The sequence below is a fragment of the Leptothoe spongobia TAU-MAC 1115 genome (assembly GCF_018739885.1).
In the GTDB taxonomy this organism is placed as follows: Bacteria; Cyanobacteriota; Cyanobacteriia; order Phormidesmidales; family Phormidesmidaceae; genus Leptothoe; species Leptothoe spongobia.
Genome location: NZ_JADOES010000003.1, coordinates 94536 through 115827, shown reverse-complemented (window position 1 = coordinate 115827; position 21292 = coordinate 94536). Strand labels below are relative to the sequence as shown.

Annotated in this window: 17 protein-coding genes; 6 read left to right on the top strand and 11 right to left on the bottom strand. The window is 47.4% G+C overall.

The features are described from left to right. Positions 1-57 precede the first annotated feature (57 nt). The 5 genes from IXB50_RS02050 to IXB50_RS02030 form a co-directional block, all read right to left on the bottom strand. On the bottom strand, positions 58-2274 hold the full coding sequence (locus IXB50_RS02050; RefSeq protein WP_215607272.1) for an APC family permease: 2217 nt from the start codon (positions 2272-2274) through the stop codon (positions 58-60). Between the two features lie 301 nt (positions 2275-2575). Further along, positions 2576-3682: an LptF/LptG family permease gene (locus IXB50_RS02045; RefSeq protein WP_215607422.1), complete on the bottom strand. Its 1107-nt coding sequence runs from the start codon at positions 3680-3682 to the stop codon at positions 2576-2578. Positions 3683-3817: 135 nt separating this feature from the next. Beyond that, the gene (gene lptB / locus IXB50_RS02040) at positions 3818-4597 is read right to left on the bottom strand and encodes an LPS export ABC transporter ATP-binding protein (protein ID WP_215607271.1); all 780 of its coding nucleotides are present in this window, start codon (positions 4595-4597) and stop codon (positions 3818-3820) included. Further along, positions 4598-5041 carry an LptA/OstA family protein gene (locus tag IXB50_RS02035; protein WP_246564038.1) on the bottom strand — a complete coding sequence of 148 codons (444 nt, stop codon included), beginning with the start codon at positions 5039-5041 and terminating at the stop codon, positions 4598-4600. 522 nt (positions 5042-5563) lie between these two features. Continuing rightward, entirely contained in the window at positions 5564-6016 is a 453-nt protein-coding gene (locus IXB50_RS02030; RefSeq protein ID WP_215607269.1) for a DUF309 domain-containing protein, read from the bottom strand. Between the two features lie 84 nt (positions 6017-6100). Between IXB50_RS02030 and glmM the strand changes: the two genes are divergently transcribed. From glmM to IXB50_RS02005, 5 genes are all read left to right on the top strand, one after another. Further along, the gene (gene glmM / locus IXB50_RS02025; RefSeq protein ID WP_215607268.1) at positions 6101-7528 is read left to right on the top strand and encodes a phosphoglucosamine mutase; all 1428 of its coding nucleotides are present in this window, start codon (positions 6101-6103) and stop codon (positions 7526-7528) included. A gap of 223 nt (positions 7529-7751) precedes the next feature. After that, positions 7752-7940, top strand: coding sequence for a 50S ribosomal protein L33 (gene rpmG / locus IXB50_RS02020; protein WP_006516708.1), 189 nt, complete (start codon positions 7752-7754; stop codon positions 7938-7940). A 9-nt stretch (positions 7941-7949) separates the two neighbouring features. Next, a complete protein-coding gene (gene rpsR / locus IXB50_RS02015) occupies positions 7950-8165 on the top strand; it encodes a 30S ribosomal protein S18 (RefSeq protein WP_006516707.1) in 216 nt (71 codons plus the stop codon). A gap of 59 nt (positions 8166-8224) precedes the next feature. Further along, complete coding sequence (locus tag IXB50_RS02010) at positions 8225-10273, top strand: ribonuclease catalytic domain-containing protein (protein WP_215607267.1); 2049 nt, start codon at positions 8225-8227, stop codon at positions 10271-10273. After that, entirely contained in the window at positions 10270-10986 is a 717-nt protein-coding gene (locus IXB50_RS02005; RefSeq protein WP_215607266.1) for a class I SAM-dependent methyltransferase, read from the top strand. The genes IXB50_RS02010 and IXB50_RS02005 overlap by 4 nt, the downstream gene beginning before the upstream one ends. Here IXB50_RS02005 and IXB50_RS02000 read toward each other — a convergent pair. The 5 genes from IXB50_RS02000 to IXB50_RS01980 all read right to left on the bottom strand — a co-directional run bounded on the left by IXB50_RS02000 (position 10983) and on the right by IXB50_RS01980 (position 19238). Beyond that, on the bottom strand, positions 10983-11921 hold the full coding sequence (locus IXB50_RS02000) for a pentapeptide repeat-containing protein (protein WP_215607265.1): 939 nt from the start codon (positions 11919-11921) through the stop codon (positions 10983-10985). The two genes, IXB50_RS02005 and IXB50_RS02000, sit on opposite strands and share 4 nt — an antisense overlap. Before the next feature lie 389 nt (positions 11922-12310). Continuing rightward, on the bottom strand, positions 12311-13060 hold the full coding sequence (locus IXB50_RS01995; RefSeq protein WP_215607264.1) for a pentapeptide repeat-containing protein: 750 nt from the start codon (positions 13058-13060) through the stop codon (positions 12311-12313). A 66-nt stretch (positions 13061-13126) separates the two neighbouring features. Continuing rightward, on the bottom strand, positions 13127-14602 hold the full coding sequence (locus IXB50_RS01990; RefSeq protein ID WP_215607263.1) for a P-loop ATPase, Sll1717 family: 1476 nt from the start codon (positions 14600-14602) through the stop codon (positions 13127-13129). A gap of 249 nt (positions 14603-14851) precedes the next feature. Beyond that, a complete protein-coding gene (locus IXB50_RS01985; RefSeq protein WP_215607262.1) occupies positions 14852-16555 on the bottom strand; it encodes a DUF4114 domain-containing protein in 1704 nt (567 codons plus the stop codon). Positions 16556-17339: 784 nt separating this feature from the next. After that, entirely contained in the window at positions 17340-19238 is a 1899-nt protein-coding gene (locus tag IXB50_RS01980) for an ABC transporter ATP-binding protein (RefSeq protein WP_215607261.1), read from the bottom strand. A gap of 431 nt (positions 19239-19669) precedes the next feature. On the opposite strand from IXB50_RS01980, the gene IXB50_RS01975 reads away from it, so the two are divergent. Then, entirely contained in the window at positions 19670-20725 is a 1056-nt protein-coding gene (locus tag IXB50_RS01975) for a hemolysin family protein (RefSeq protein ID WP_215607260.1), read from the top strand. A gap of 7 nt (positions 20726-20732) precedes the next feature. Here IXB50_RS01975 and IXB50_RS01970 read toward each other — a convergent pair whose 3' ends face one another. After that, positions 20733-21245, bottom strand: a complete 513-nt coding sequence (locus IXB50_RS01970; protein WP_215607259.1) for an SLOG cluster 4 domain-containing protein — start codon at positions 21243-21245, stop codon at positions 20733-20735. Between the last annotated feature and the right edge of the window lie 47 nt (positions 21246-21292).

The following is a 21292-nucleotide window of genomic DNA, read 5'->3' as shown; positions in this document are numbered from 1 at the left end:
ATTTAAGGCAGACGTTATCGTTGCAGGTTTGTGTAGGTCTCTGAGGTGCATGAAAGGTTAGTCCTTTTGTAGGAGTTCCGAAAAAGCCAAATCTTCGGCAGCGAGTACAAAGATTGTTGGTGGTAGGCCGATAGTCTTTTGTTGTAAAGATGTGTAGTAGTCGGCAAAACCCTCGTCGGGGGTTGCTAGTCCCATCAGAATTAGGTCTGCTGTGGCAGATGATTTTCTCAGAATAGTGTCGAATGGACGGTCTTCGGCGACGATGATGTTAGACTGTGCGCCGATGCTTAAGGTCTCAAGCAGTTTATTGAGGTTTGTTTGAGCAGCTTGAGCGGCGGCTTGATTAGAGACAACCAGCTTGATATAAATATCGGTTGAACGCCATCGCATGCCTGTGCGTAACAGATAGGCCAAAATTAGCATCAGCCCTCCGTTAGATTGTAGGCCACCCCACCAGACATCAATGCGTTGTGGGAATTGGGGCATTTGGTTGGGCGGATTTCTCAGAATAATGATGTTACGTTTTGCCTGGTGGCATTTGCTAATGATTTGGCAGTATCTTTCTCGGGCTTCATGATCGTCAGTTTCAGTGTCTCCTAGCAGGACTGTGTTGGGCCTGAGTGGTCCAATGCCATAGGTATCAATGAGTTGTCGGGCTCCCGTGGAGGTGTCGTTTGCCTCAATCAGTTTGACGAATGCTTGAATGCCTCGCTTTTCTAGATAGTCACGAATGGTGCTGCGCATCTGTTCTTGTTGTTTTAGATTGCGGGCACCGGTCGGTAGGATGCTGGCTACTGTGATTAAGCCGCGATTGTGAGTAAAGTCTGTAGCTAGCTCAATTAGATGCCAGCGTTTGGTGGGCGCTCCAGAGAGAACGAGCAGATGGGGCCTCCAGTTTTTAGGATCGGCACTATCGGCAATGTTGTTAAGTCCAGCTCGGACCAGAGATAGCCAGATTCCTTGGCGAACATCTCCCCAAGTGGTGCGGATCTCGCGTCGCTCTAGCCAAAGGTAAATAATCAAAACGATCAGAGCAGCAGCGACCGTTGCGGCTGGGTTGATGAGGAACATAATGGCAATACAGCCCAATGCTCCTAGCAGGGAAATATACCAGGGGATACGAAATGTGGGTCGAAAGGAAGGGCTCTGGAGGAATCCCTCAATGCCTGCGGCGACGTTCAGCACCATGTATGTCGTGAGAAAAAACATGGTGAGGACGGGGGCGATCGCATCTAAATCACCTATACATACCACTGCTAAGACCACACCTAAGGTAAATAAAGTCCCTAGTCTCGGTTCATCAGCCGGACCATGTCCATTGCCCAACCAACGTAAGCGTTTTGGCAGAATATTGTCTCGTGCCAAAGCCTGTAAAACACGAGGGGCTCCCAAGATACTTCCTAGGGCACTGGATAGAGTGGCACCCCATACTCCCAACAAAATAGCGCCTCCCCAAAATGCCATCTTGCGCATAATCAGTGGATCGGCAAGCAGGCTGGCGTTATCAGCACGATTGATTAGCAATATTGGAATGATCATGTAAATGGCGTAGCCGACACCGACTGCTGCCAAAGTGCCCATGGGGATAGCCTTTTTGGGATCCTTCAGGTCTCCGGACATATTTACGCCGGACATAATACCTGTGACGGCTGGGAAAAAAACAGCTAGTACAGCCCAAAAGCTTACTTTGCCAGCGTCTTCGGGCAATGGTAGTTCGGTGGGTGGGGCATGGCTGCCAAAGGCGAGACTAAGCAGCGATAAAATGATCGCTGCCATGATCACATACTGGGCCTTGATGGCGATATCGGCTGATTTGAGAGCCAGGGCTGTGATGGTGATGGTGGTTCCCAGGGCCATCACGGTTACCGTGATGGGGAGATTGGGAAAAGCATTAGCTACGCTTTCTGCAAAACCAATGGTGTAGAGAGCGACTGAAAATGCTTGAGCAAAATATAAGGGAATACCAACAGCACCACCGGTTTCGAGACCGAGAGAGCGGCTAATCATGTAGTATGCGCCACCGGCTCGGACAACTTGGTCGGTTGCGATCGCGCTAATAGATAACCCCGTAATAAATGTAATTGCTGTTGAAATAGTGACAATTAATAAGGTTTTGACTAACCCCATTTGGCCGACAACCCAGCCAAAACGGAGATACATGATCACCCCCAAAATGGTGAGGATCGATGGAGTAAAGACACCACCAAAGGTGCCTAGTCCTGTAGGGCTAGTTTCAATTACTTTGGAGGACGATTCAGAGGAACGCGACGTCATGGGTAGAAAGCATTAGATCACCTTAATTTAGCTGGCAATGGTGCAGGTATGCCACCGAAATCAGAGGTTATCTAATCCGTATCAAATATGCTCTTCACTCTTCCTTATTAGTTCAATGTCTGAATCGAAACTTATATTCAAGGAAATTAAGACATACAGCTTCTGTCCGCAGTATAGATGCTCATCTCTTTAAGTAAAGGAGCGCTACCCATGCTTTTTTTCGACGTCACAAGATGCGTAAATGCCCTTATCTTTTAGAGGTTTGGCTGTAGCATATTACGAATGCAATGATATGCATGACTTATTTAGACGCTTGAATCAGTAGCAAACTGCCTACAGCAAGTCCCAGAATTGGAGGTAGCCAAGCGGCGGCGATGGGACTGAGCGTTCCTACTTTGCCAAAAGCATCGGCAATAAATCCGACAAGATAATAGCCAAAAATAATGACAACGCTGATGCCAAAACTGGTAGCTTTACCAGTGCGTTGGGGCCGAATGCCAACGGCTGAACCCACTAGTCCAAATACAATGCAGACAAACGGTAGAGCATAGCGTTGATATAACCTTAGCTCCCAAACCCGAATGCCACGCTCATCACCAGACTTGCGGACGATTTGGTTGAGATGTTGCCGAGTTTCGACAATATTCATTTCATCATCATCCTTGCTGCGTGCAGCCAGGTCTAAGGGCGTTCGAGGTAAGTCAAGCTCCTGACGATCAAATTTTACGATGTGGCCAAAGGAGCCATCTGGAGAGATGGCATAGATCGTGCCATTAAAGAAAGTCCATACATTATCTAGAAAATTCCATGTAGCAGTTTCTGCACTGACTACTTGTTCTAACCCTGCTTGAGAAAAGTCTAGAATCGTTAACCCCTGCATTTCCTCGCCGTTGAATCGCCGGGCATAGAATAATCGTCCCAGTTCCTTGCCGCTGCCATCCTCAGCCTGTTGATACTCCTTGTACATGATGTTGCGCTCCCGAAAGGGAGGCTTTTCGGAGTTGAACGCCTGCTCCAGCATGATTTTTGCCCGATAATTGGCAGCGGGGGTAATCACCTCATTAAAGACAAAAGTGAGACCGGTGATGAGTAGGCTAAGGACAAGGGCCGGTGCAATAATGCGGCGTACGCTCACACCACAACCCCGCAATGCTGTCAGTTCACTATCGCTAGAAAAACGACTGTAGGTCATCATTGTTGCTAGCAGTGTTGACATCGGAAAGGCTAGCACTACGAACTCAGGCATTTTGAGTACAAAGATCTGCATCGCCAGTCCTACTTCCAGACCGGATTCTGTGATTTTTCGAATTAAATCGAATAGGGCACCGACAGAGACCAAGATGGAGGAAAAAGCACCCACACCAAAGAGGAAGGGCAGTGATAGCTCCTTGGCAATATATCGATCCATGATCGATAGTGATGGCCACCAAGGCAGGCCGGGGCTGGATGCATTGGGCTGGGAGGTGATGGCCATAACCGATGATTACTGATGGGGGAGGGTGAGGAGACGTGAAAGAAGGTTGGATGTTTGCACACCTGTAAATCACAATTTAAAGTCGTCACCTAGGTAATGCTCGCGTACCAAGGGATTGTTGGCGAGATCCTCAGCACTACCGTAAGCCAATATACGACCATCGCTCATGATGTAGGCTCGATCAATAATGCGCAGGGTTTCGCGGACATTATGGTCAGTGATGAGGATACCCATCTTGCGATCGCGCAGCTTAGACACAATCTGCTGGATTTCTGATACAGCAATCGGATCTACACCTGCAAAAGGCTCATCGAGAAATAAGAATGTGGGTCCCTGTTCACCGGAAGCAAGGGCACGAGCTAATTCCGTACGACGACGTTCTCCTCCAGACACCTGAATACCTAAAGTATTTCCGACTTTTTCCAATCTGAAGTCCCGCATTAACTGCGTTAGCCGAGCATTACGCTCTCGGCGTGGCACCCGCGTTTGTTCCATGACTAGACGAATATTGTCTTTGACTGTCAAATTACGGAAAATACTTGCTTCTTGAGCCAGATAACCAATCCCTAAACGGGCACGTTCATGAATCGATAGGGAGGTGATTTCTCGATCGTCTAAGCGAACGGCTCCCTGATCGGGATACTCTAACCCAGTTGCCATGTAAAAGGTCGTCGTCTTCCCGGCTCCATTTGGCCCGAGCAATCCGACAATTTCTCCCTGGGCTACCGATAGGCTGACACCACGAACAATCGTTCGTTTGCCATAAGCCTTGTGTACATTTTCCAGGGCAAGCACCGTCCCCTTAGTGATCAAGGTATTGGGAGTGTGGCCAATAGCGGGAGACAGCATCTATTCGTCAGTTGGGATAGCAAAATTAGGTAGTTCCTCAGGCAAGGCTGGGAGCGTGGTCACTGGCTCAGGCTGTGGTGCTGCTGTAGGTTCTTCTACTGGTTCTGGAAGCACATAAATAGATTCAACCTGTTCATTGTCATTTGGGGTTGCTACAAAACGCCCCTCATCAATTAAATAAGTAACAACTTCAGCCTGTAGAGTATTCGCTTCTTGCTGGACAAACACATTACCGGTGAGGATGATGCGTCGTTCACGGCTGTAATACTGTGCCTGGGCCGATGTTGCATAAATTGCTTCTTCTGGATAGTCAATCTTCACATTACCGCGTGCGGTAATAATGCCTGTATTGGCATCAGCTTCTTGCACATCGGCGCGGAGCTTAATAGAGCCTCCGGACTGAGCCTGAGAAGGCCAACTCAAACCGCCGATTAATATCAGCATACCCAACACTCCAGCACCGAAATGCTGTATATGTTTTTGGAAAGGGTACCGCAAGACCTGTCCTCGCTCTACAACCATGCCTTACCTGTTTCTATTGCCCATTACTTAATCTAACCGCTGATCGCTTTATTAATTAGTTGGTCTTAGCCCAGTTCTGGGACTGTCTTGATCACCTATCTTCTACTACTAACTTGTTATTATTGATGACTAATTTGGTTAAATGCACCTAACTTAAGTGTATTTCATGGTGTGAATAACTTAAGTTTCTTTGTGTTTTGCATACTTGTACTAGCTATTTAGTACATCAGAAATATGAATATTGCATGAAGGACAATTGATAGCGTCCAATTCATGAGTGTCTATCAGCTTGATACTAGAGCCTTATGAGCGTTTTTGCAGAGGCATGGCAGCTGATGATGGATAGGAAGGGAATACCATGAGGGCGGCTATTTGTTGCTTGGAGATGGAGGCACTCTTCGCTGGATGCTCTACTGGTATCGGGAGTGAGAGGATCACGGATGGTTATATTCCTTGAATTTTAGGTTTCACTAAATGATATTTACTGGCAACTGTGTGATCATCTACTTCTAATGGCTTAGCTAATAAAGCCGAGGCAAGCTGTTGAACGTTGTTAGGCCCTGTTTCTTGTAGAGCAGTAAGCCAGTCGATGGCTTGCTGTATTAAGTCAGCAACGTCAATCCCCCCATAGATATCCTCATAGGCATCTAGGCGATTAATCCCCTCCCCCAGCAAAATTGCAGCTCCTTGCCAGTTGAGATTAGTGAGATGGTATAGCCCGACAGCAATTTGGAGAATGCCCTGATAAAAACCCTTATTGAGGATTTGGGCATCCAGCCAAATAGCTTCAAGCGTATCGTGGCAGGAGTAGTAGTCTCCTTGGTTGAATTGCTTAATGCCTAACCAAAATTCGGCAGGCTGATTGCCAGCGTTTAAGGAATTATCAGCATGATTCATGGGTAGCTTATAGCAATCTTTAATCTACGGAAACTTACAAATGCTATCCTCCACTTTGAGTGTGTGTCGTTTGGAGTGTCAAGTATGGTAATGTCTCCCGCTAGGCCTCAACAGGCTGACTTTGGTATAGGCTGGCAACCTTTGGATTTACCTCCTACCCCTCTATTTGGAACAGATGGGATTCGTAGTCGGGCTGGAGAGCTGCTCTCAGCTCCTCTGGCGCTTCAGGTGGGCTTTTGGGCAGGACAGATTATGCGTCAGCAGCAGCTAGGGGCAATCGTGCTGGGGCAAGACTCACGTAACTCTAGTCCCATGATTGCTGCTGCTTTAGCTTCAGGCTTGACGTCGGCTGGAGTAGAAGTTTGGGATATGGGATTATGCCCGACGGCAGCGGTAGCCTTTATGGCAGCTGATGCCGAAACGGCTGGTGGCATTATGATTTCGGCTAGCCATAATCCACCTGCAGATAATGGCATTAAGTTTTTTGGTGCCGATGGCACTAAGTTAGAAAAGTCCATTCAGGCCAGTATTGAACAGGCACTGCGTCAGGGATCTTGCTCAGGTGCTTTTAATCCTGGTAACCAATGGGGGATAACTCACCAGCGTCCTGAATTGGTTGATCGCTATGTTGACTGTTTACATCAGCCTTTCCCTACGCAGAACTATTTGAGTGGGATGCGTATTGTCTTGGATTTGGCTTGGGGTGCGGCCACTCGTGTTGCTCAGCGTATTTTTGAGGCGACTGGCGCAGAAGTGATTGTAATTCATGGTCGTGCTGATGGTAATCGTATCAATGTTAATTGTGGGTCGACCCATTTAGCCTCTCTCCAAGCTGCTGTCAATGAGCATAATGCTGATATTGGGTTCGCCTTTGATGGGGATGCCGATCGGGTTATGGCTGTCGATAGTCAAGGCTGTGTGGTCAATGGCGACTATATTCTGTATTTTTGGGGGCAAACGCTACGGAAGCAGGGACAGTTGCCTGACGACACGATTATTTCTACCGTGATGGCCAATCTGGGGTTTGAGCGTGCCTGGGAACGTTTGGGTGGCAAATTGGTACGTACTCAGGTAGGCGATCAGCATGTTCACGCTGAGATGGTAGCTCGTGGGGCGATGCTCGGTGGTGAGCAGTCGGGGCATATTCTCTGTCATCATTACAGCCTGACTGGTGATGGAATTCTGACCGCACTACATTTGGCTGATTGGTTGAAGCGGGCTGAGTGTTGTCTACCTGACCTGATTGAGCAGAGTTTTACACCCTATCCTCAACGCTTGGAAAATGTACGGGTTGAGAGTCGTGAAAGGCGTCGTCAATGGACAGACTGTGAACCTGTGCAGAATGCTATTGTCAAGGCTGAGTCGGCTATGGGCGATCAGGGGCGAGTACTGGTGCGAGCCTCAGGAACTGAGCCTGTGATTCGCGTTATGGTCGAAGCGGCCAACGCGGACCTTGTAGACCACTGGACTAATGCATTGGCCGATGTGGTGTCAACGCATCTGGCGAGTTAGTAGATGTTGATCGATGCGGGTTCTACCTACTTTTGAGACAATCTAATCCAAACAAGGCAAAATCCAATATGCTTTAAAGGCTCTGTTGTGCCTTTGTGTGTTGGGTTTTGCCGACTTAACAGCAGTCTATGGTTTCACAACCTAGTTTTCTGGCTTGCGTCTGCCTATGTTGGTGTGACATCATAGATCCCCTGTGTCAATTTGCTAGCTAGCACCATCAATCATGGCTAAAGGCGTTCGCATTATCATTACCTTGGAATGTACGGAGTGCCGTAGCAATCCCAACAAGCGTTCTAAGGGGGTTTCTCGCTACACCACTCAAAAAAATCGTCGGAACACGACCGGTCGATTAGAGCTGAAGAAGTTCTGCACCCATTGCAATACCCACACTGTTCATAAAGAGATTAAGTAACCTATCACCATGGCCTATTTTCGCCGTCGGGTATCACCCATTAAGCCCGAGGAAAAGATTGATTATAAAGATGTCGATTTGCTGCGCAAGTTCATTACTGAACGAGGCAAAATCTTACCCCGACGTATTACTGGACTGACAGCTAAGCAGCAGCGAGATTTGACTGTTGCTATCAAGCGTGCGCGTATACTTGCACTGCTTCCTTATGTTAACCGTGAAGGCTAGTTGGTGGTCGGGAACTTTGGCTAGCCAACGATAAACCACAAGGACAAGGATCTAGGTGGGTGGAAAAGGGAACGCTGATCGAGTTTAAGGTGCAGGGTACCCCTAGATTGGGGGTAGCCGCTCGCCCAGAGGGAAAGAAAAACTGGGTGGTGATTGATGGTAATGGTCAGTCTCATGTTTTGCATCCTCGTCAGATTACCTATGTAGTCGAGCAGGGCAGCTATGAGTCGTCTGACATAGCTATCTTCTTGGCTGAGGCTGAGCCAAATATTGACCCAGATAACCTGGAGGTTGCGTGGGAATTTTTACAAGAGGCTGGGGAGTTTACCGATCCAGCTTCTTTGGCGTTATTACTGTTTTCAGAGCAGTCACCACCCCTATGTTATGCATCCCACTGTTTACTGAGCAGTGACAAGATTTTTTTCAAGCGTAAGGGTGAGCGCTATGAACCTCGTTCGGTCAAGCAGGTAGATGAGGTTCGCCATCAGCAGGCTCGTGAAGCGGCTCGTAAGCTGGAGTGGGAAGGGTTTTTATTGCGATCGCAGCAAGCTTTAAAGGCTCACCAATCGGCATCTCTTGAAGCTCCAGCGTCCGTAGAGTGGGAAAAAGCCGATCGGCCACGTCTGGAACTATTGGAGCGCTACGCTACCCTTGGAGAGGATTGCTCTCAAAAAGTAGCAGCTCAAGAAATTCTAAAGGCTTTAGACTACGGGGCAGGCGCTGAAGAGGCGTTTCAGCTGCTTGTGGATCTAGGCCTGTGGAGTCTGCATGAAAACCTGGCGCTACGGCGTAGTCAAATTCCTACCCACATTCCTGATGAGATTAGTGTCATGGTGCAGCAGCGTATTGATAATCCGCCGCCTGATGTCGATGCTGAACGGTTAGACCTGACTCATCTCAAGGTATATACAATCGATGATGAGAGTACGCGCGAGATTGATGATGGTCTCAGTCTCGAACTCCGGAGTGATGGCCGTCCTCGTATTTGGGTGCATATTGCGGATCCAACCCGTTGGCTATTGCCAGGGGATGAACTTGACTTAGAAGCGCGTCGTCGCTGCACAACGGTATATTTGCCAACTGGGATGATTCCTATGTTTCCTGAGGCATTGGCAACCGGTCCTATGAGTTTGCGTCAGGGAGAGGTTTGCTGTGCCCTCAGCTTTGGCATTGTCCTCAGCGAGGAGGGGGCAGTTGAGGAATATGACATTAAAGCTAGCTTGATTAAGCCCACTTATCGTCTTACCTATGAAGATGTGGATGAGATGTTGGAGCTGGGTCTAAAGGCCGAACCAGAGCTCAATGCTATTGCTGATTCGGCTAAACAACGTCGGAAGTGGAGAAAGTCTCAAGGGGCAATTTCTATTAATATGCCGGAGTCATCCATTAAGGTCGTTGATGAAGAAATTACGATTGACGTTTTAGAAAACTCTCAGTCACGTCAAACGGTTGCAGAAATGATGATTTTGACGGGAGAAGTGGCGGCTCGTTATGGTGAGGCTCATGATCTGGCTATCCCGTTTCGTAGTCAGCCTGAACCTGAGCTTCCCTCCGATAATGAGTTATTGCAATTACCTTCAGGGTGGGTAAGGGATTCTGCGATTCGTCGCTGCATGCCCCGTAGCGAGATGGGGATTAGTCCTGCTCGTCATGCCACATTAGGGTTGGACTATTATAGTCAGGTGACTTCACCGATCCGTCGCTACACGGACTTGTTGGCTCATTTTCAGCTAAAGGCTCATTTAAGAGGGGACACATTACCCTTTTCTCCTGAGGAGATGACCGAACTGACCCAAGGGGTCTCCACGGCGGCCTATGAGGCTGTAACTGTAGAACGACAAACTAAACGTTATTGGGCGTTGGAGTTTTTACGTCGAGAGAGCGAGCATACTTGGCCCGTTATGCTACTCCGATGGTTGCGAGAACATGAAAACCTTGGTTTAGTGATCATTGAGGATTTGGGGTTGGAGCTGGCCATGCGGTTTGAGACACCGCCTGTTCTCGGTGAACGCTTTGATGTGCGTGTGGTGCATTCAAACCCGCGACAGGATTTTATTCGACTAGAGTTGGTGCCGGATGAGGTGGTTTCCAGTGAAGCAGTGGCATGACGGTACAGCCTTTTTTGCATACAACACCTGATGATGCTTTAACCGATACGGTTGAAGAGTTGGTGGTGATTCCGTTTAAGGGGGACGTTTCTCGGCAGTTTCGCTTGTTGCTACCGACTAGTATTGATACTTTATTGGATCATCCTGCTACCTATGCTGCATTTGACCAAGATGAATATATGCCCTATTGGGCACAACTTTGGCCATCAGCTTTGATGCTGGGCCAGGAGATTGCCCAACATTCTTGGCCTGGCAATATGCAGGTATTAGAAGTGGGCTGTGGTTTGGGGTTATCAGGCTTAGTCGCACTGGCATTAGGCATGGATGTCGTCTTTAGTGATTATGATGTTGCTGCTTTGGAGTTTGCTGCATTGAATGCTCGGCGGAATGGGTTTGATCGGTTTCTTACCTTGCCTTTGGATTGGCGCTGTCCGCCGGATGGGTTGCAGGTGTCGTTGATATTAGCGGCTGATGTGATTTATGAAATGCGTAATATTCGACCGCTAATTGATCTAATGACAGTGGTGTTAAGTCCTGGAGGAGAATGTTGGCTAGCTGATCCAGATCGACCTCATAGGGAAGACTTTCAAGCTGAGCTGGTTAGCCAAGGTTTTGAGTTTGAGGCGATGGTGAGGAGTGTAGTCCGATTAGATCAGCCAACGGTCAGAGGGACGGTTTATCGAATTTGGCGGGGGATGCAATGTAGCCATTAACTAATGGTTGCGCCTTGCGATCTCAACCAAGTTTTTTCTGACGGCGATAACCCAATCGGATGCTCAAAGTGAGTCCCTTTGACCGAGGTCTGGTGCCAGATGATGCCTTGTAGATAGCTATTCTGTATAGTTGCATGATCTAATTGAGCGCTTTGTAGATTAGCACCGGATAAGTTAGTAGCCGTGAGTGTTGCATGAAGCATGGCAACCTGTTTTAGATCGGCTGAGATTAGATTAGTTTGATGCAGATGAGCCCAAGTCAAATTGGCGTACTGTAGAACAACTCCTTTCGCCTCAGATTCGATGAGATTGGCGTAATTGAGATTGGCGTGATTAAGATTAGCCTTGGTTAGATTACTCTGATGCAGCGTTGCACGACGGAGATCACAACCTTGGAGCTGGGCCTCGATCAACTGGGTATGACAAGCGTTAACACCATAAAACTCAGCTCCGTTCGCATTCACCCGATACATTCTTGCGCCACTGAGATTGGCTCCGATCAGACATGCCCGACGCAACATTGTATGGTTTAAGTCAGCTTCGGTGAAATTGACATCATAGAGTTCTGCTTCAGTGAGATTGGCCCCTGCTAGGTTTGCTTGGGACAGTGTTGCCTGATTGAGAGTGGTGCCCATCAAAACGGCACCCAGTAAATTGGCGCGCCTCAAACTGGCGGCAGTTAAATTGGCATAGGCCAAGGTCGCTCCGCTCAGATTGATGTCGGCCATTTGAGCGTCGACTAGTTGAGTGTGTTCCAGCTTTGCGCCACTTAAATCTGATCGAGTCAAATCTACCCGATTTAGATTTTCATGGCTGAGGTCGGCACCTCGAAGCTTTGCGCCAGCCCTATTCAATTGATTGGCTGGCGGATATTGTCTGGGTAAAATTAATTCTGTTGGAGGTGCAACGGGGGGAGCTCCCCATCCATCAGCCATAGTTCCCTTGAGAGCAGTTAGGGATGTGGCCTGTAGGCCACCTTTTTTTGTGGATATAGATATTTGCGTATCTAAGTAATTTTGACCATATTTTGTGAGGAGATGTCACCCAGGGCAACCCCATCTTTATTCGAAATTTTTACATTGTGTTTGAATCCCACACTCGATTCTAGGGGATGAGTTCATTGGTTTTCCACATTTCCACGGTAGTTTTCCACAGGTTTTCTCTGGAAATGATGGGCTATAGCGATTTTGTGGAAAGTGGTGATGGCTGAGGGGATGAGCCTGATTTTATGACTTTATGTAATAGGAAGAGGCTATAGTCCACCGATATTCATTCTCGATAGCTTATTAGCTATACGGCATACTCAGGGTGATTACTCATGGGGCTAATGATTAGTGCAATCACGATCAAGTTGCTGACCATCGGGCATGATAGTTCGACATAGACATGCTCCTTCTAGATCTTCAATATGAACTTCTGCCCACCATAATTCTGCATCGCTGAGGTCTGCACCCCACCATTGCACTTCCCAAAGTTCAGCATTGCGTAAATTGGCTCCCTGTAAATTACTGCCTTGTAGGTTGGCTCCTCTTAGGTTGGCGTGTTGTAAATTGGCTTCTCGTAAGTCTGCTCCTTGGAGATTAGCGCCGCTGAGATTTGCTTGGCTGAGGTTAGCCATACTGAGGTTGCAATGCTTCAGATCTGCTTTTGGCAGTTCGATCTCAGGCAGATTGGCATGAGAGGCTTCTAGGCCTTGAAGTGATAGGCCATCTTGATGCAGATCTTCTAGGGCTTGATATCGGGCATAGCTGACAGACATATGAGCAGCGGCAGCCATATCAACTACTCGCCACGCCTCATAATTGCGTTGTGCTCGTCGCTCAGGTGCACCTTTGATGTACAAAATAACAGCGATAACAGCGGCAATTGATTCCACATCACTGAGTAAGGTGCTGATCGTTTCCCAATGGTGGGTTTGGATTTGAGGGGCTATTTGATCTTGGATTTCGGGAACGGCAGCCAGAATCTTAAGTGCCAACAGAGCGATCACGGCTAAAGTCGCCACTAGCCATGTAGGCACTGATTGCATCCAGCGTTCGAGTGGTTGGTCGGGGCGGGTTGCTCTCCATTTCATAGGGTGATTGTATAGCTTTGGCAAAGCGATATTACTGCGTGCAGCCCAAATAGGCCCGATGCAATCCTAGGATGACGGCGCTTTGAGATGGAGAAAGCTGGTACAGGCGGGGTGAATGCGAAATCGTTCAATATTTTCGAGATTAATGGTAGGTACTTCGTAGTGACCCAAATAAGCCCCAGCTAAAGTAGTGCGTCGGTTGGTATGACGAGGTACCCAAGCTTTGAGGAAGCCTATTTTCCAGAGGATTTGTTTAAGTTCGAGATAATCCATATTAAGAATCCAGGAGCCTGCACGCTCGACATCATATTCTCCACAGACGATGGCTAGCAGTAAATAGTCCAGGTCTTCTTTGTCATAGTGACTACGTTTGCCTCGAAAGATTTCAAAAACGTCTAGGAGATAGGGATATTGAAATCGATATTCTGATGCGAGATCACGAGTTTTTTGTTCAGAGTAGGATTCTTCGGCAGCTGAGATCGCGGCTTCATCAATTCGGCGTCCTGCCAAGGAATATTCAATTCGCTCTGCACAGAGTTTGCAAAACTGCAGCAGCTCACGGGGACGTAGCTGAGTGCGGTCAATAATATAGTCGATGGTCTCGACTCCGGTAGACGTCATCTGAGCGACAAAGATTGACTTCCAAAGCTTATGGGCATCGAGCCGAGTAGCTTGGGGAAAGGAATGAACAATACGGCGACCAATCAGTTCGAGTAGTTCATTTCTGCCCCAGCGAATGACTTCAACATCTTCTCGAATTTTTTGGGCATCTTCATAAATCTGAGGAATATTATCAAATAGCTCTTGCCGAATAGAAATATACACACGTAAATTGGGACTGATCAAATTTAGTTTTTGAGTGGCCTGAAATAGTCCGGCAATAAAAAATTTGGCATCTTCCGAATTGTCCCAACCCTTATCCAGTTCATCGATCAGGATCTTAACTTTAGTGTTCTTAAGTACGGTCTTCAGGCTAGGCAATAGGGTTTGAATTTCTTCCAGACTGTAGAGTGCTTGCAACCCTTGGCTGCGGAGGCCACCTGCGAGAGCACTGGTTTTGACTTGTTCGATACGCTTGAGATAGTCGACTAGGGTAATGATGGAGCTAGTTTGCTGCAATAAATTTTTGCTAGCGACATAGTTATAGATATTTTTGGTGGCTCCCAGGAGCAATCCTCGTTTAGTCTGAGCAATATTTTTGAATATCAATGTATAGAGCAGATATTGCCAGGCGACTGAGTAGGCACTTTGCTTACGCCAAAACCCATCTTCTTCACTACTCAGGTGATCTGAGAGGAGTTCGTAGGAATATTCTTCGGGAGAAAGCTCTAAAATTAGATTTCCCTTACGGGTCTCAGTGGCGGCAATGTATTTGAAAATTGCACTTTTCCCGGTACCACGGTTCCCTACTAAAATCGTCTTACGCCCACTCAAAAACTTTTGATAGGTGACATTGGGATAAAAATATTCTGCTAGTCCAAGATTAATATCACGCTCAGCAGAGTCTGACCCAAGGTTAAGTTCTCTGATGTCTAGCCTCATGGGACATAGGGACGGAATTGCTACAGATTAGTTTAGCGTTTCTTGGATATGGGCCATAGTACCCACGAGAGGTATTTGTTAGCAGTCAAAAAAGACCGCTGAAAAGTTTATACTTTTCAGCGGTCTTTTTTCTAATGTCGTGAGTCTAGTCGGACAGCAACCTGTTTAGGGCTTGGTTGTTCAATGGGCCTCTGTCACCATAGCCTCTCCTTCATCAAGCAAGTCGATGGTGATAGCCAGTGGATACCATTAGAGAATGTTGAAAGAAACAATAACATCATCGAAGTCACTGTCGCCAAGATTCACTTGGTCTTCAATACCAAAGGTGTTGTCACCCAGACTTCTGAAATGGTCTACGTTACCATTGGCACCGCTGTGACTGAAAAAGATTTGATCATCATTTGCTAACGTAGGATCCACGCCATCAACGGCAACAAAAATGCCAAGATGCGTATCACCGGTTAGAGTGGCACGAAAGCTGTTCACCTGACCATTGGTACCAGTAAGGTTAATATTCAGACGATTTGCGATCGCAGCCTCCTGATAGCCCTCTTCTCCTGGCATAAACTTATTGCCCATGGCGTCGAAAACAGCCCCATCAGCATCTGTTTCATATAAATCTACGACGTTATTGAAGGAGGCCTCGCGATGAATCGATCCACTGATAGTGATTTGACCCGTTAGGTTAGTAAGGTCGATAGTCGCCGCATCATTTTGCAGTAGCCCAGGAGCTGGGGCTGTATCTTCTAGAGCTGCATTTAGTTGAGTGCCATTATCAAATATTAAGGAAAGAGTCCCATCACCAACGGCTTTGGGAGATCCGATACTAACAACACCGTTCTCCTCAAGCTCAAATTGGAGATGAGTCACGCTCGAAAGAGAGCTACGCAGAAGATTAAATTTGGGAGTGAAGTCAGGTAGTACGTTATCACTATTTTCGATTACTGAGAAAGCACCGATTTGGGTGCGATTACCGCCATTTGCATCGGTACTAAAGACTTTAAGCGATCCAACAGTAAGGATTTGAGAAATTTCAACTGTCAAACTAAGAGCCTCTGAAGCTCCAAGTTGAGTAATGTCTACAACATTTGTCTCTGTGATCGCAGATAGTAAACTCTCAGATCCTCCAGAGGTTGGTAGCCCAGGGTTACCACTTCCAGAATCGTTTCCGGAATCATTTCCAGAATTGTTTCCGGAATCATCCCCACCAGTAGAGCCATTCTCTAATGTGAATGTCCCGAGTGGAATATTATCTCCTAATGCAGCCAAGGGGGTATTGTCATCTACACTATTAATAGTGACATTCTCAGCCAAAGTAAGGCCAACGTCACCCGAAAATGTTCCTAAATCACCATTTTTAACGATAATCTGAAAGATTGTACTATTGTCATCACTGATTGAGAAAACATCAGTGATGACAGCTGTAGCACCACCGGTAACAATGAAGTCGCCCGTATCAAGGTCTTTAACATCTTCATTAAAAATAGCACGAAAGACTAATCGAGGATCGCTACCCTCAAGCTCTGATAAGTCTTCTCGGGTGATAATTCTGTCTATTGTGGGCGAATTACCTGTAGGAACAGGAGTCTCAGGAGAGGTCGTGTCGCCTAGAGTAAACGTATCACGTCTAAGATCCTTAGGGGGAATTGCGAGAGGGCGATCGTTGGCTAGGCTAGTGATTGTTGGATTTTCGGCTAAATCAACTCCAACTTCACCAGAAAATGTGTCTAAATCACCATTGTCAACTGTAATGTCAAAGGCGAGAGGATTGCCATTTGCAGCGGGAGCAACGCTAGTGATTTCCGCTGTGCTACTACCAGTGACAACAAAATCATCCTTGTCAATCTTTTGAATTTCTTCGTCAAAGATAACTCGAAAGACTAAGCGACGATCACTACCATCGGTAACTGATTGGGTTTGGCGGGCGACAATTCTTAGTAGATTAGGACGCATAGCGATTCTTATGATGAAATAAATGATGTAAGTGGGCAGTGCTGCAGCTACCTATATTTGGTAACCCTAGGCTGAGTAAATACTCTCTTGCTACTAACTGGAGTATGTAAAAAGCTCCATATTGTTGATTTAAAACTCAACCTGTTGTTTGTAGCTCAGACCTAAATAACGCAGAGTGTTTTATATTGACGCTGCAATAACCTATTCAGAGGCATAACAATGCCTCCCTATGAAATTGCCTAGAATTACGGAGGCTTTATCTAATAATGAAATGAGTATTATGATGCTTTAAATGGAAGTGATACCGAATCCGAATTCATTAAGCCCGATTAAAAATAGACAATCTTGTAGGGGCATTCCCTTGTGGATGCCCTACGATACCGGACGCTATCAGTCAGGATTGCGTATGAGTAGATCCTGGTAAGGTTGATAGCTTTGCAGTGAGCTTTCAACTTAGATCGATTTTTATTTAAAGGATTTTGCTCCTTTTTGTATGGCAAGGTGAAAAACTGATAGCGTGCACCTGGCGATGAAGCGTGAACCCGCCTTGGACTCAAAGTCGCAAGGCTAACTGGATCAAAACCGCTCAAGCGGTTAAAGAATCCCTAAAAGCTCTATGTTTAGAATGTAGGGCTGCCCAGTCTAATCTTGTTCCTTTAGTGGACAGCCTTCAATTAGCGTTGGGTTTTGAACCCAAGGTGGGTTTGAGCTTCACAACCGACCTTGGTGCAAGATCTGAGAAAAATACATTTTTCACATTGCCATACATAGCTGTTGCTATTTATTATGAGGCGATCACACCCCTCTCTACCTGTAATTCCTTAATTCGTTCTAGGGTCCCGGCAGGAATGGCTGAAATTAACTGCTTCGTGTAGGCCTGCTGTGGGTTGTTATAAATCTCATCGGCAGGACCGAGTTCCTCAAGGCGGCCCTGATTCATCACCATGATGCGATCGCTCATAAATTTCACCACACCCAGATCATGGGAGATAAACACATAGGTGAGGTTAAACTCTGCCTGCAGCTCTTTTAGCAGGTTAAGAACCTGAGCCTGGACCGATACATCCAGGGCAGAAACCGACTCATCGCAAATAATAAACTTGGGATTGAGGGCCAGGGCTCGGGCGATACAAATACGCTGCCGCTGTCCCCCGGAAAATTCATGGGGAAACCGATTAACACAGCCAGGGTCGATGTCGACACGATCTAGTAAGTAAGCTACCCGTTCTTTCAAATTACGACGACTGCGGATGACATGGTGAATTTTTAACGGTTCAGCGATGGCTTTACCAATGCTCATCCGTGGATCCAGAGAGCTAAAGGGATCCTGGAAAATGACCTGCATCTCTCGCCGGAGCTTACGCATTTCTCCCTTAGGCAGTTGTCGAATGTTGCGTCCTTCGAAAAAAATATTGCCTGCTAGCGGTTCAACTAGACGTAGCAATGCTCGACCCAAGGTGGTTTTGCCACAGCCCGACTCACCCACAAGGCCAAAGGTCTCTCCCTTGTACACATCAAAGGACACATCATCCACAGCCATAAATGTCCGGGTAGTCTGGCCAAATACACCTTTAATGGGATAGCCCACTTTCAGATTTTGTACCGTAACCAGAGGAGTTTCATGACTAATCTGTTCCAGACGACTAGCCGTTTCAGCTGCGCTGACCTCTTCTGTTAGAGTGACGGCCTCATCGGTATCAAAATGTCGGGCAAAAATTTTGACCTCGCCGTTTGGTTCCTCTTGGACTTGCATGTAGTCAGCAACAGTGGGTAATTTTCGCAGGCGCTGCTCGGGGCGGGGGCGGCAGGCCAGTAACCCCTTGGTGTAGGGATGCTCTGGACGGGCAAAAATCTGATCCACGGGACCATATTCAACGATCTTGCCACGATACATAACAGCGACATCATCAGCGATTTCCGCGATGGTGCCCAGGTCGTGGGTGATAAAGATCATCGACATGGAACGACGGTCCCGGAGGTCTCTAAGCAGGTCTAGAATCAGCGCCTGGACAGTCACATCTAAGGCGGTAGTGGGTTCATCAGCAATGAGTAGGGCGGGATTACAGGCGATGGCCATGGCGATCATGACTCGTTGCAACTGTCCACCGGACAACTGATGAGGATAGCGCTTGAGAATAGCTTTTTTGCGTTGCTGGACGGCTCGGGCAATCGTGTTGCGATCGCTTAAGTTCTGCTCAGTCGCTATCTGAGTTGCTAATTCTTCATCGCTCGGCAGCAATTTCACCTCTTGTAAACTAGCGATGGCTTTTTTTTCGGCCTCAGCCTTACTCAGGGTTTGATGCTGTTGGATAGCTTCTATGAGCTGGAAGCCGCAGGTATAAACTGGGTTCAAGGAACTCATGGGTTCCTGAAAAATCATGGAAATTTGACCCCCCCGGTAGGTTTGCAGTTGCTGTTGAGATACTTGGCACAAATTGACGGGGGGAATCTCTGCTTTTTCTGAAAACAGGATATCGCCATGGGTAATCCGACCCGGTGGGTTAGGAACTAGACCCATGACCGCAAGGGATGTGACCGATTTCCCCGATCCTGATTCGCCTACAATCCCGACGGTACGCCCCCGTTCTACTTGAAAGGAAATGCCATCGACCGCCTTGATCACACCGTTAGCGGTATCAAACTCGACTTTTAGATTGCGGACGTCCAGGATGGTTTCGCTCATGGAGTGTGGGTGTTACTAATGGGAGAGGCAGAACGAGTGGGAGGCTGACAACTAGAATATTGGTAAGTCCTTATTATCAGCTATGTCAGAAAACCTTTCGTTGTCTATGTATCTATTCGAAGTAAGACAACTATATTGGACTGAGGGATAGCCATTGAGACTTCGGCAAATCTGCGGTATTACAAGTGTGCAAAAAATGCAAGTGTGCAAAGGATCGGTATGTTGAAATAGCCGCTACTGTAGCAAAACCACTCATATCCTATGGGTCCGAATTGTGTACGGTGATTGTGTACGCTTAGACCACGTCCAAGTTACAACCTATTGTTTCCTCTACTGAAAACGGCTGTTCTGGATGTGAACAAGGTTTAACTAGCCAGAATCATAGCAATCCTTCGCCGCTGATTGTTAAATATGTTGTCTCTACTCCCATCATGGCCCAACTTGCGATCGCAGTTTTGATCGTTATTATCGGTTCCGCTATCTGTTCTGGTACTGAAGTGGCATTGCTGTCTCTCCCCCTACTCAAAGCTCGACAGCTTGCCCAAAACCGTAATCCAGCCACTGTTGCTTTATTGGCTATACGGGAAAAAGTCAACCGCCCCATTGCCAGCATTGTCATCCTCAACAATGTGTTTAACATTGTCGGGAGTTTCGTGGTGAGCCGCATAGCTGCGGGGCTCTTTGGCAATGTGATGCTAGGGGTTTTTTCAGGTCTGCTCACATTTTTGATTATTCTGTTTGCTGAAATCGTTCCCAAAACGGTTGGTGAGCGCTACGCGGAGCAGTTTGGTCTATTGGTGGCTATTCCAGTCCGTAGCCTGACCTGGCTGATGACGCCCATTATTTTGGTCTTAGAACGCCTGACCGCACCGCTGGTTCAAGGCAATCAGCGTCCTGTTACCAACGAAGCCGAAATCAAGCTGCTGGCTATGTTGGGGTATCAGGAAGGTCTGATCGAGGATGACGAGGCTGAGCTGATCCAAAAGGTTTTTCGGATGAATGATATTGCGGCCGAAGACATCATGACGCCACGGGTGGCGATCACATATATCCAAGGGGGCCAATCCTTGGAATCTGCCCAGCAAGAAATCATGCAGTCACAACATAGCCGCATCATTGTTACAGGTGAAGAGTTGGACGAGGTGCTGGGGGTGGCGCTTAAGGCTGAGTTATTGGCAGCCTTAGTTCAGGGGCGTGGTCAGGATCCGGTCACTAGCTGTATGCGTCAAGCACGGTATATTCCAGCGACGGAACGTTCTGACAAGCTATTAAAAACCTTTCAAACTGCCCGTGAGCATCTCATGGTTGTGGTAGATGAGTATGGTGGTGTCTCCGGTGTAGTGACATTGGAGGACGTGTTAGAGGTGCTGATTGGTGAAATTGTAGATGAAACTGATCGCAATGTAGACTTGCAAGCCTTGGCTCGACAGCGGCGGCGGCGACTCTTGCAACGGCAGGGGTTTCAGACGGATTTGAAGCGACACTAATAGAGATTTAGGTTGGAGTGCTGAATTTTTGACTCAATCCTGATTTGAGATGTTCGATACAAGAATTTACATCGTTTGTCATGTGAAACTGCCCTGGGGCTAACGCATTAAAAAAATCCTTAGCCAGTGGGTTGTTGGGCATCAGCACAACGGATTTTTGAGCCTTGAGGGCGAGGGAAATTTCAGAAACGGTACCGAGACCCAGGCCGCAGGCAATGATGCCATGACTGGAGAGTATATTAATTGTATTGCGGGCACTCCCCATACCCGTGACGATAGGCAGAGTGACCCCACTGGCCACTTGGTTACCCTGCTCATCCGGTAAAATTCCCAATACGATGCCACCGACAGAGGCTGCGCCAGCGCTGGCGGCTTCCATGATGCCTGCTGGGCGACCACCTGTCAGCAAAACCCACCCTTGCTGGGCAATAGCTTTGCCTAATTTGTGGGCAAGCTGTAACTCAGAGTTAGGGACCTGATTGCCTGGCCCCATGATGCCAATAATTATTTGAGGGGGCATAAAATTAGCAGTAATGTGTCCGGCATTATGACCATCTGTAATGAATT

Excerpts from the sequence above, each read along its gene's own strand:
- IXB50_RS02050 (WP_215607272.1), bottom strand. The coding sequence starts at position 2,274 with ATGACGTCGCGTTCCTCTGAATCGTCCTCCAAAGTAATTGAAACTAGC.
- IXB50_RS02045 (WP_215607422.1), bottom strand. The coding sequence starts at position 3,682 with ATGGATCGATATATTGCCAAGGAGCTATCACTGCCCTTCCTCTTTGGT.
- lptB (WP_215607271.1), bottom strand. The coding sequence starts at position 4,597 with ATGCTGTCTCCCGCTATTGGCCACACTCCCAATACCTTGATCACTAAG.
- IXB50_RS02035 (WP_246564038.1), bottom strand. The coding sequence starts at position 5,041 with ATGCTGATATTAATCGGCGGTTTGAGTTGGCCTTCTCAGGCTCAGTCC.
- IXB50_RS02030 (WP_215607269.1), bottom strand. The coding sequence starts at position 6,016 with ATGAATCATGCTGATAATTCCTTAAACGCTGGCAATCAGCCTGCCGAA.
- glmM (WP_215607268.1), top strand. The coding sequence starts at position 6,101 with ATGGTAATGTCTCCCGCTAGGCCTCAACAGGCTGACTTTGGTATAGGC.
- rpmG (WP_006516708.1), top strand. The coding sequence starts at position 7,752 with ATGGCTAAAGGCGTTCGCATTATCATTACCTTGGAATGTACGGAGTGC.
- rpsR (WP_006516707.1), top strand. The coding sequence starts at position 7,950 with ATGGCCTATTTTCGCCGTCGGGTATCACCCATTAAGCCCGAGGAAAAG.
- IXB50_RS02005 (WP_215607266.1), top strand. The coding sequence starts at position 10,270 with ATGACGGTACAGCCTTTTTTGCATACAACACCTGATGATGCTTTAACC.
- IXB50_RS02000 (WP_215607265.1), bottom strand. The coding sequence starts at position 11,921 with ATGGCTGATGGATGGGGAGCTCCCCCCGTTGCACCTCCAACAGAATTA.
- IXB50_RS01995 (WP_215607264.1), bottom strand. The coding sequence starts at position 13,060 with ATGAAATGGAGAGCAACCCGCCCCGACCAACCACTCGAACGCTGGATG.
- IXB50_RS01990 (WP_215607263.1), bottom strand. The coding sequence starts at position 14,602 with ATGAGGCTAGACATCAGAGAACTTAACCTTGGGTCAGACTCTGCTGAG.
- IXB50_RS01985 (WP_215607262.1), bottom strand. The coding sequence starts at position 16,555 with ATGCGTCCTAATCTACTAAGAATTGTCGCCCGCCAAACCCAATCAGTT.
- IXB50_RS01980 (WP_215607261.1), bottom strand. The coding sequence starts at position 19,238 with ATGAGCGAAACCATCCTGGACGTCCGCAATCTAAAAGTCGAGTTTGAT.
- IXB50_RS01975 (WP_215607260.1), top strand. The coding sequence starts at position 19,670 with ATGGCCCAACTTGCGATCGCAGTTTTGATCGTTATTATCGGTTCCGCT.
- IXB50_RS01970 (WP_215607259.1), bottom strand. The coding sequence starts at position 21,245 with ATGCCCCCTCAAATAATTATTGGCATCATGGGGCCAGGCAATCAGGTC.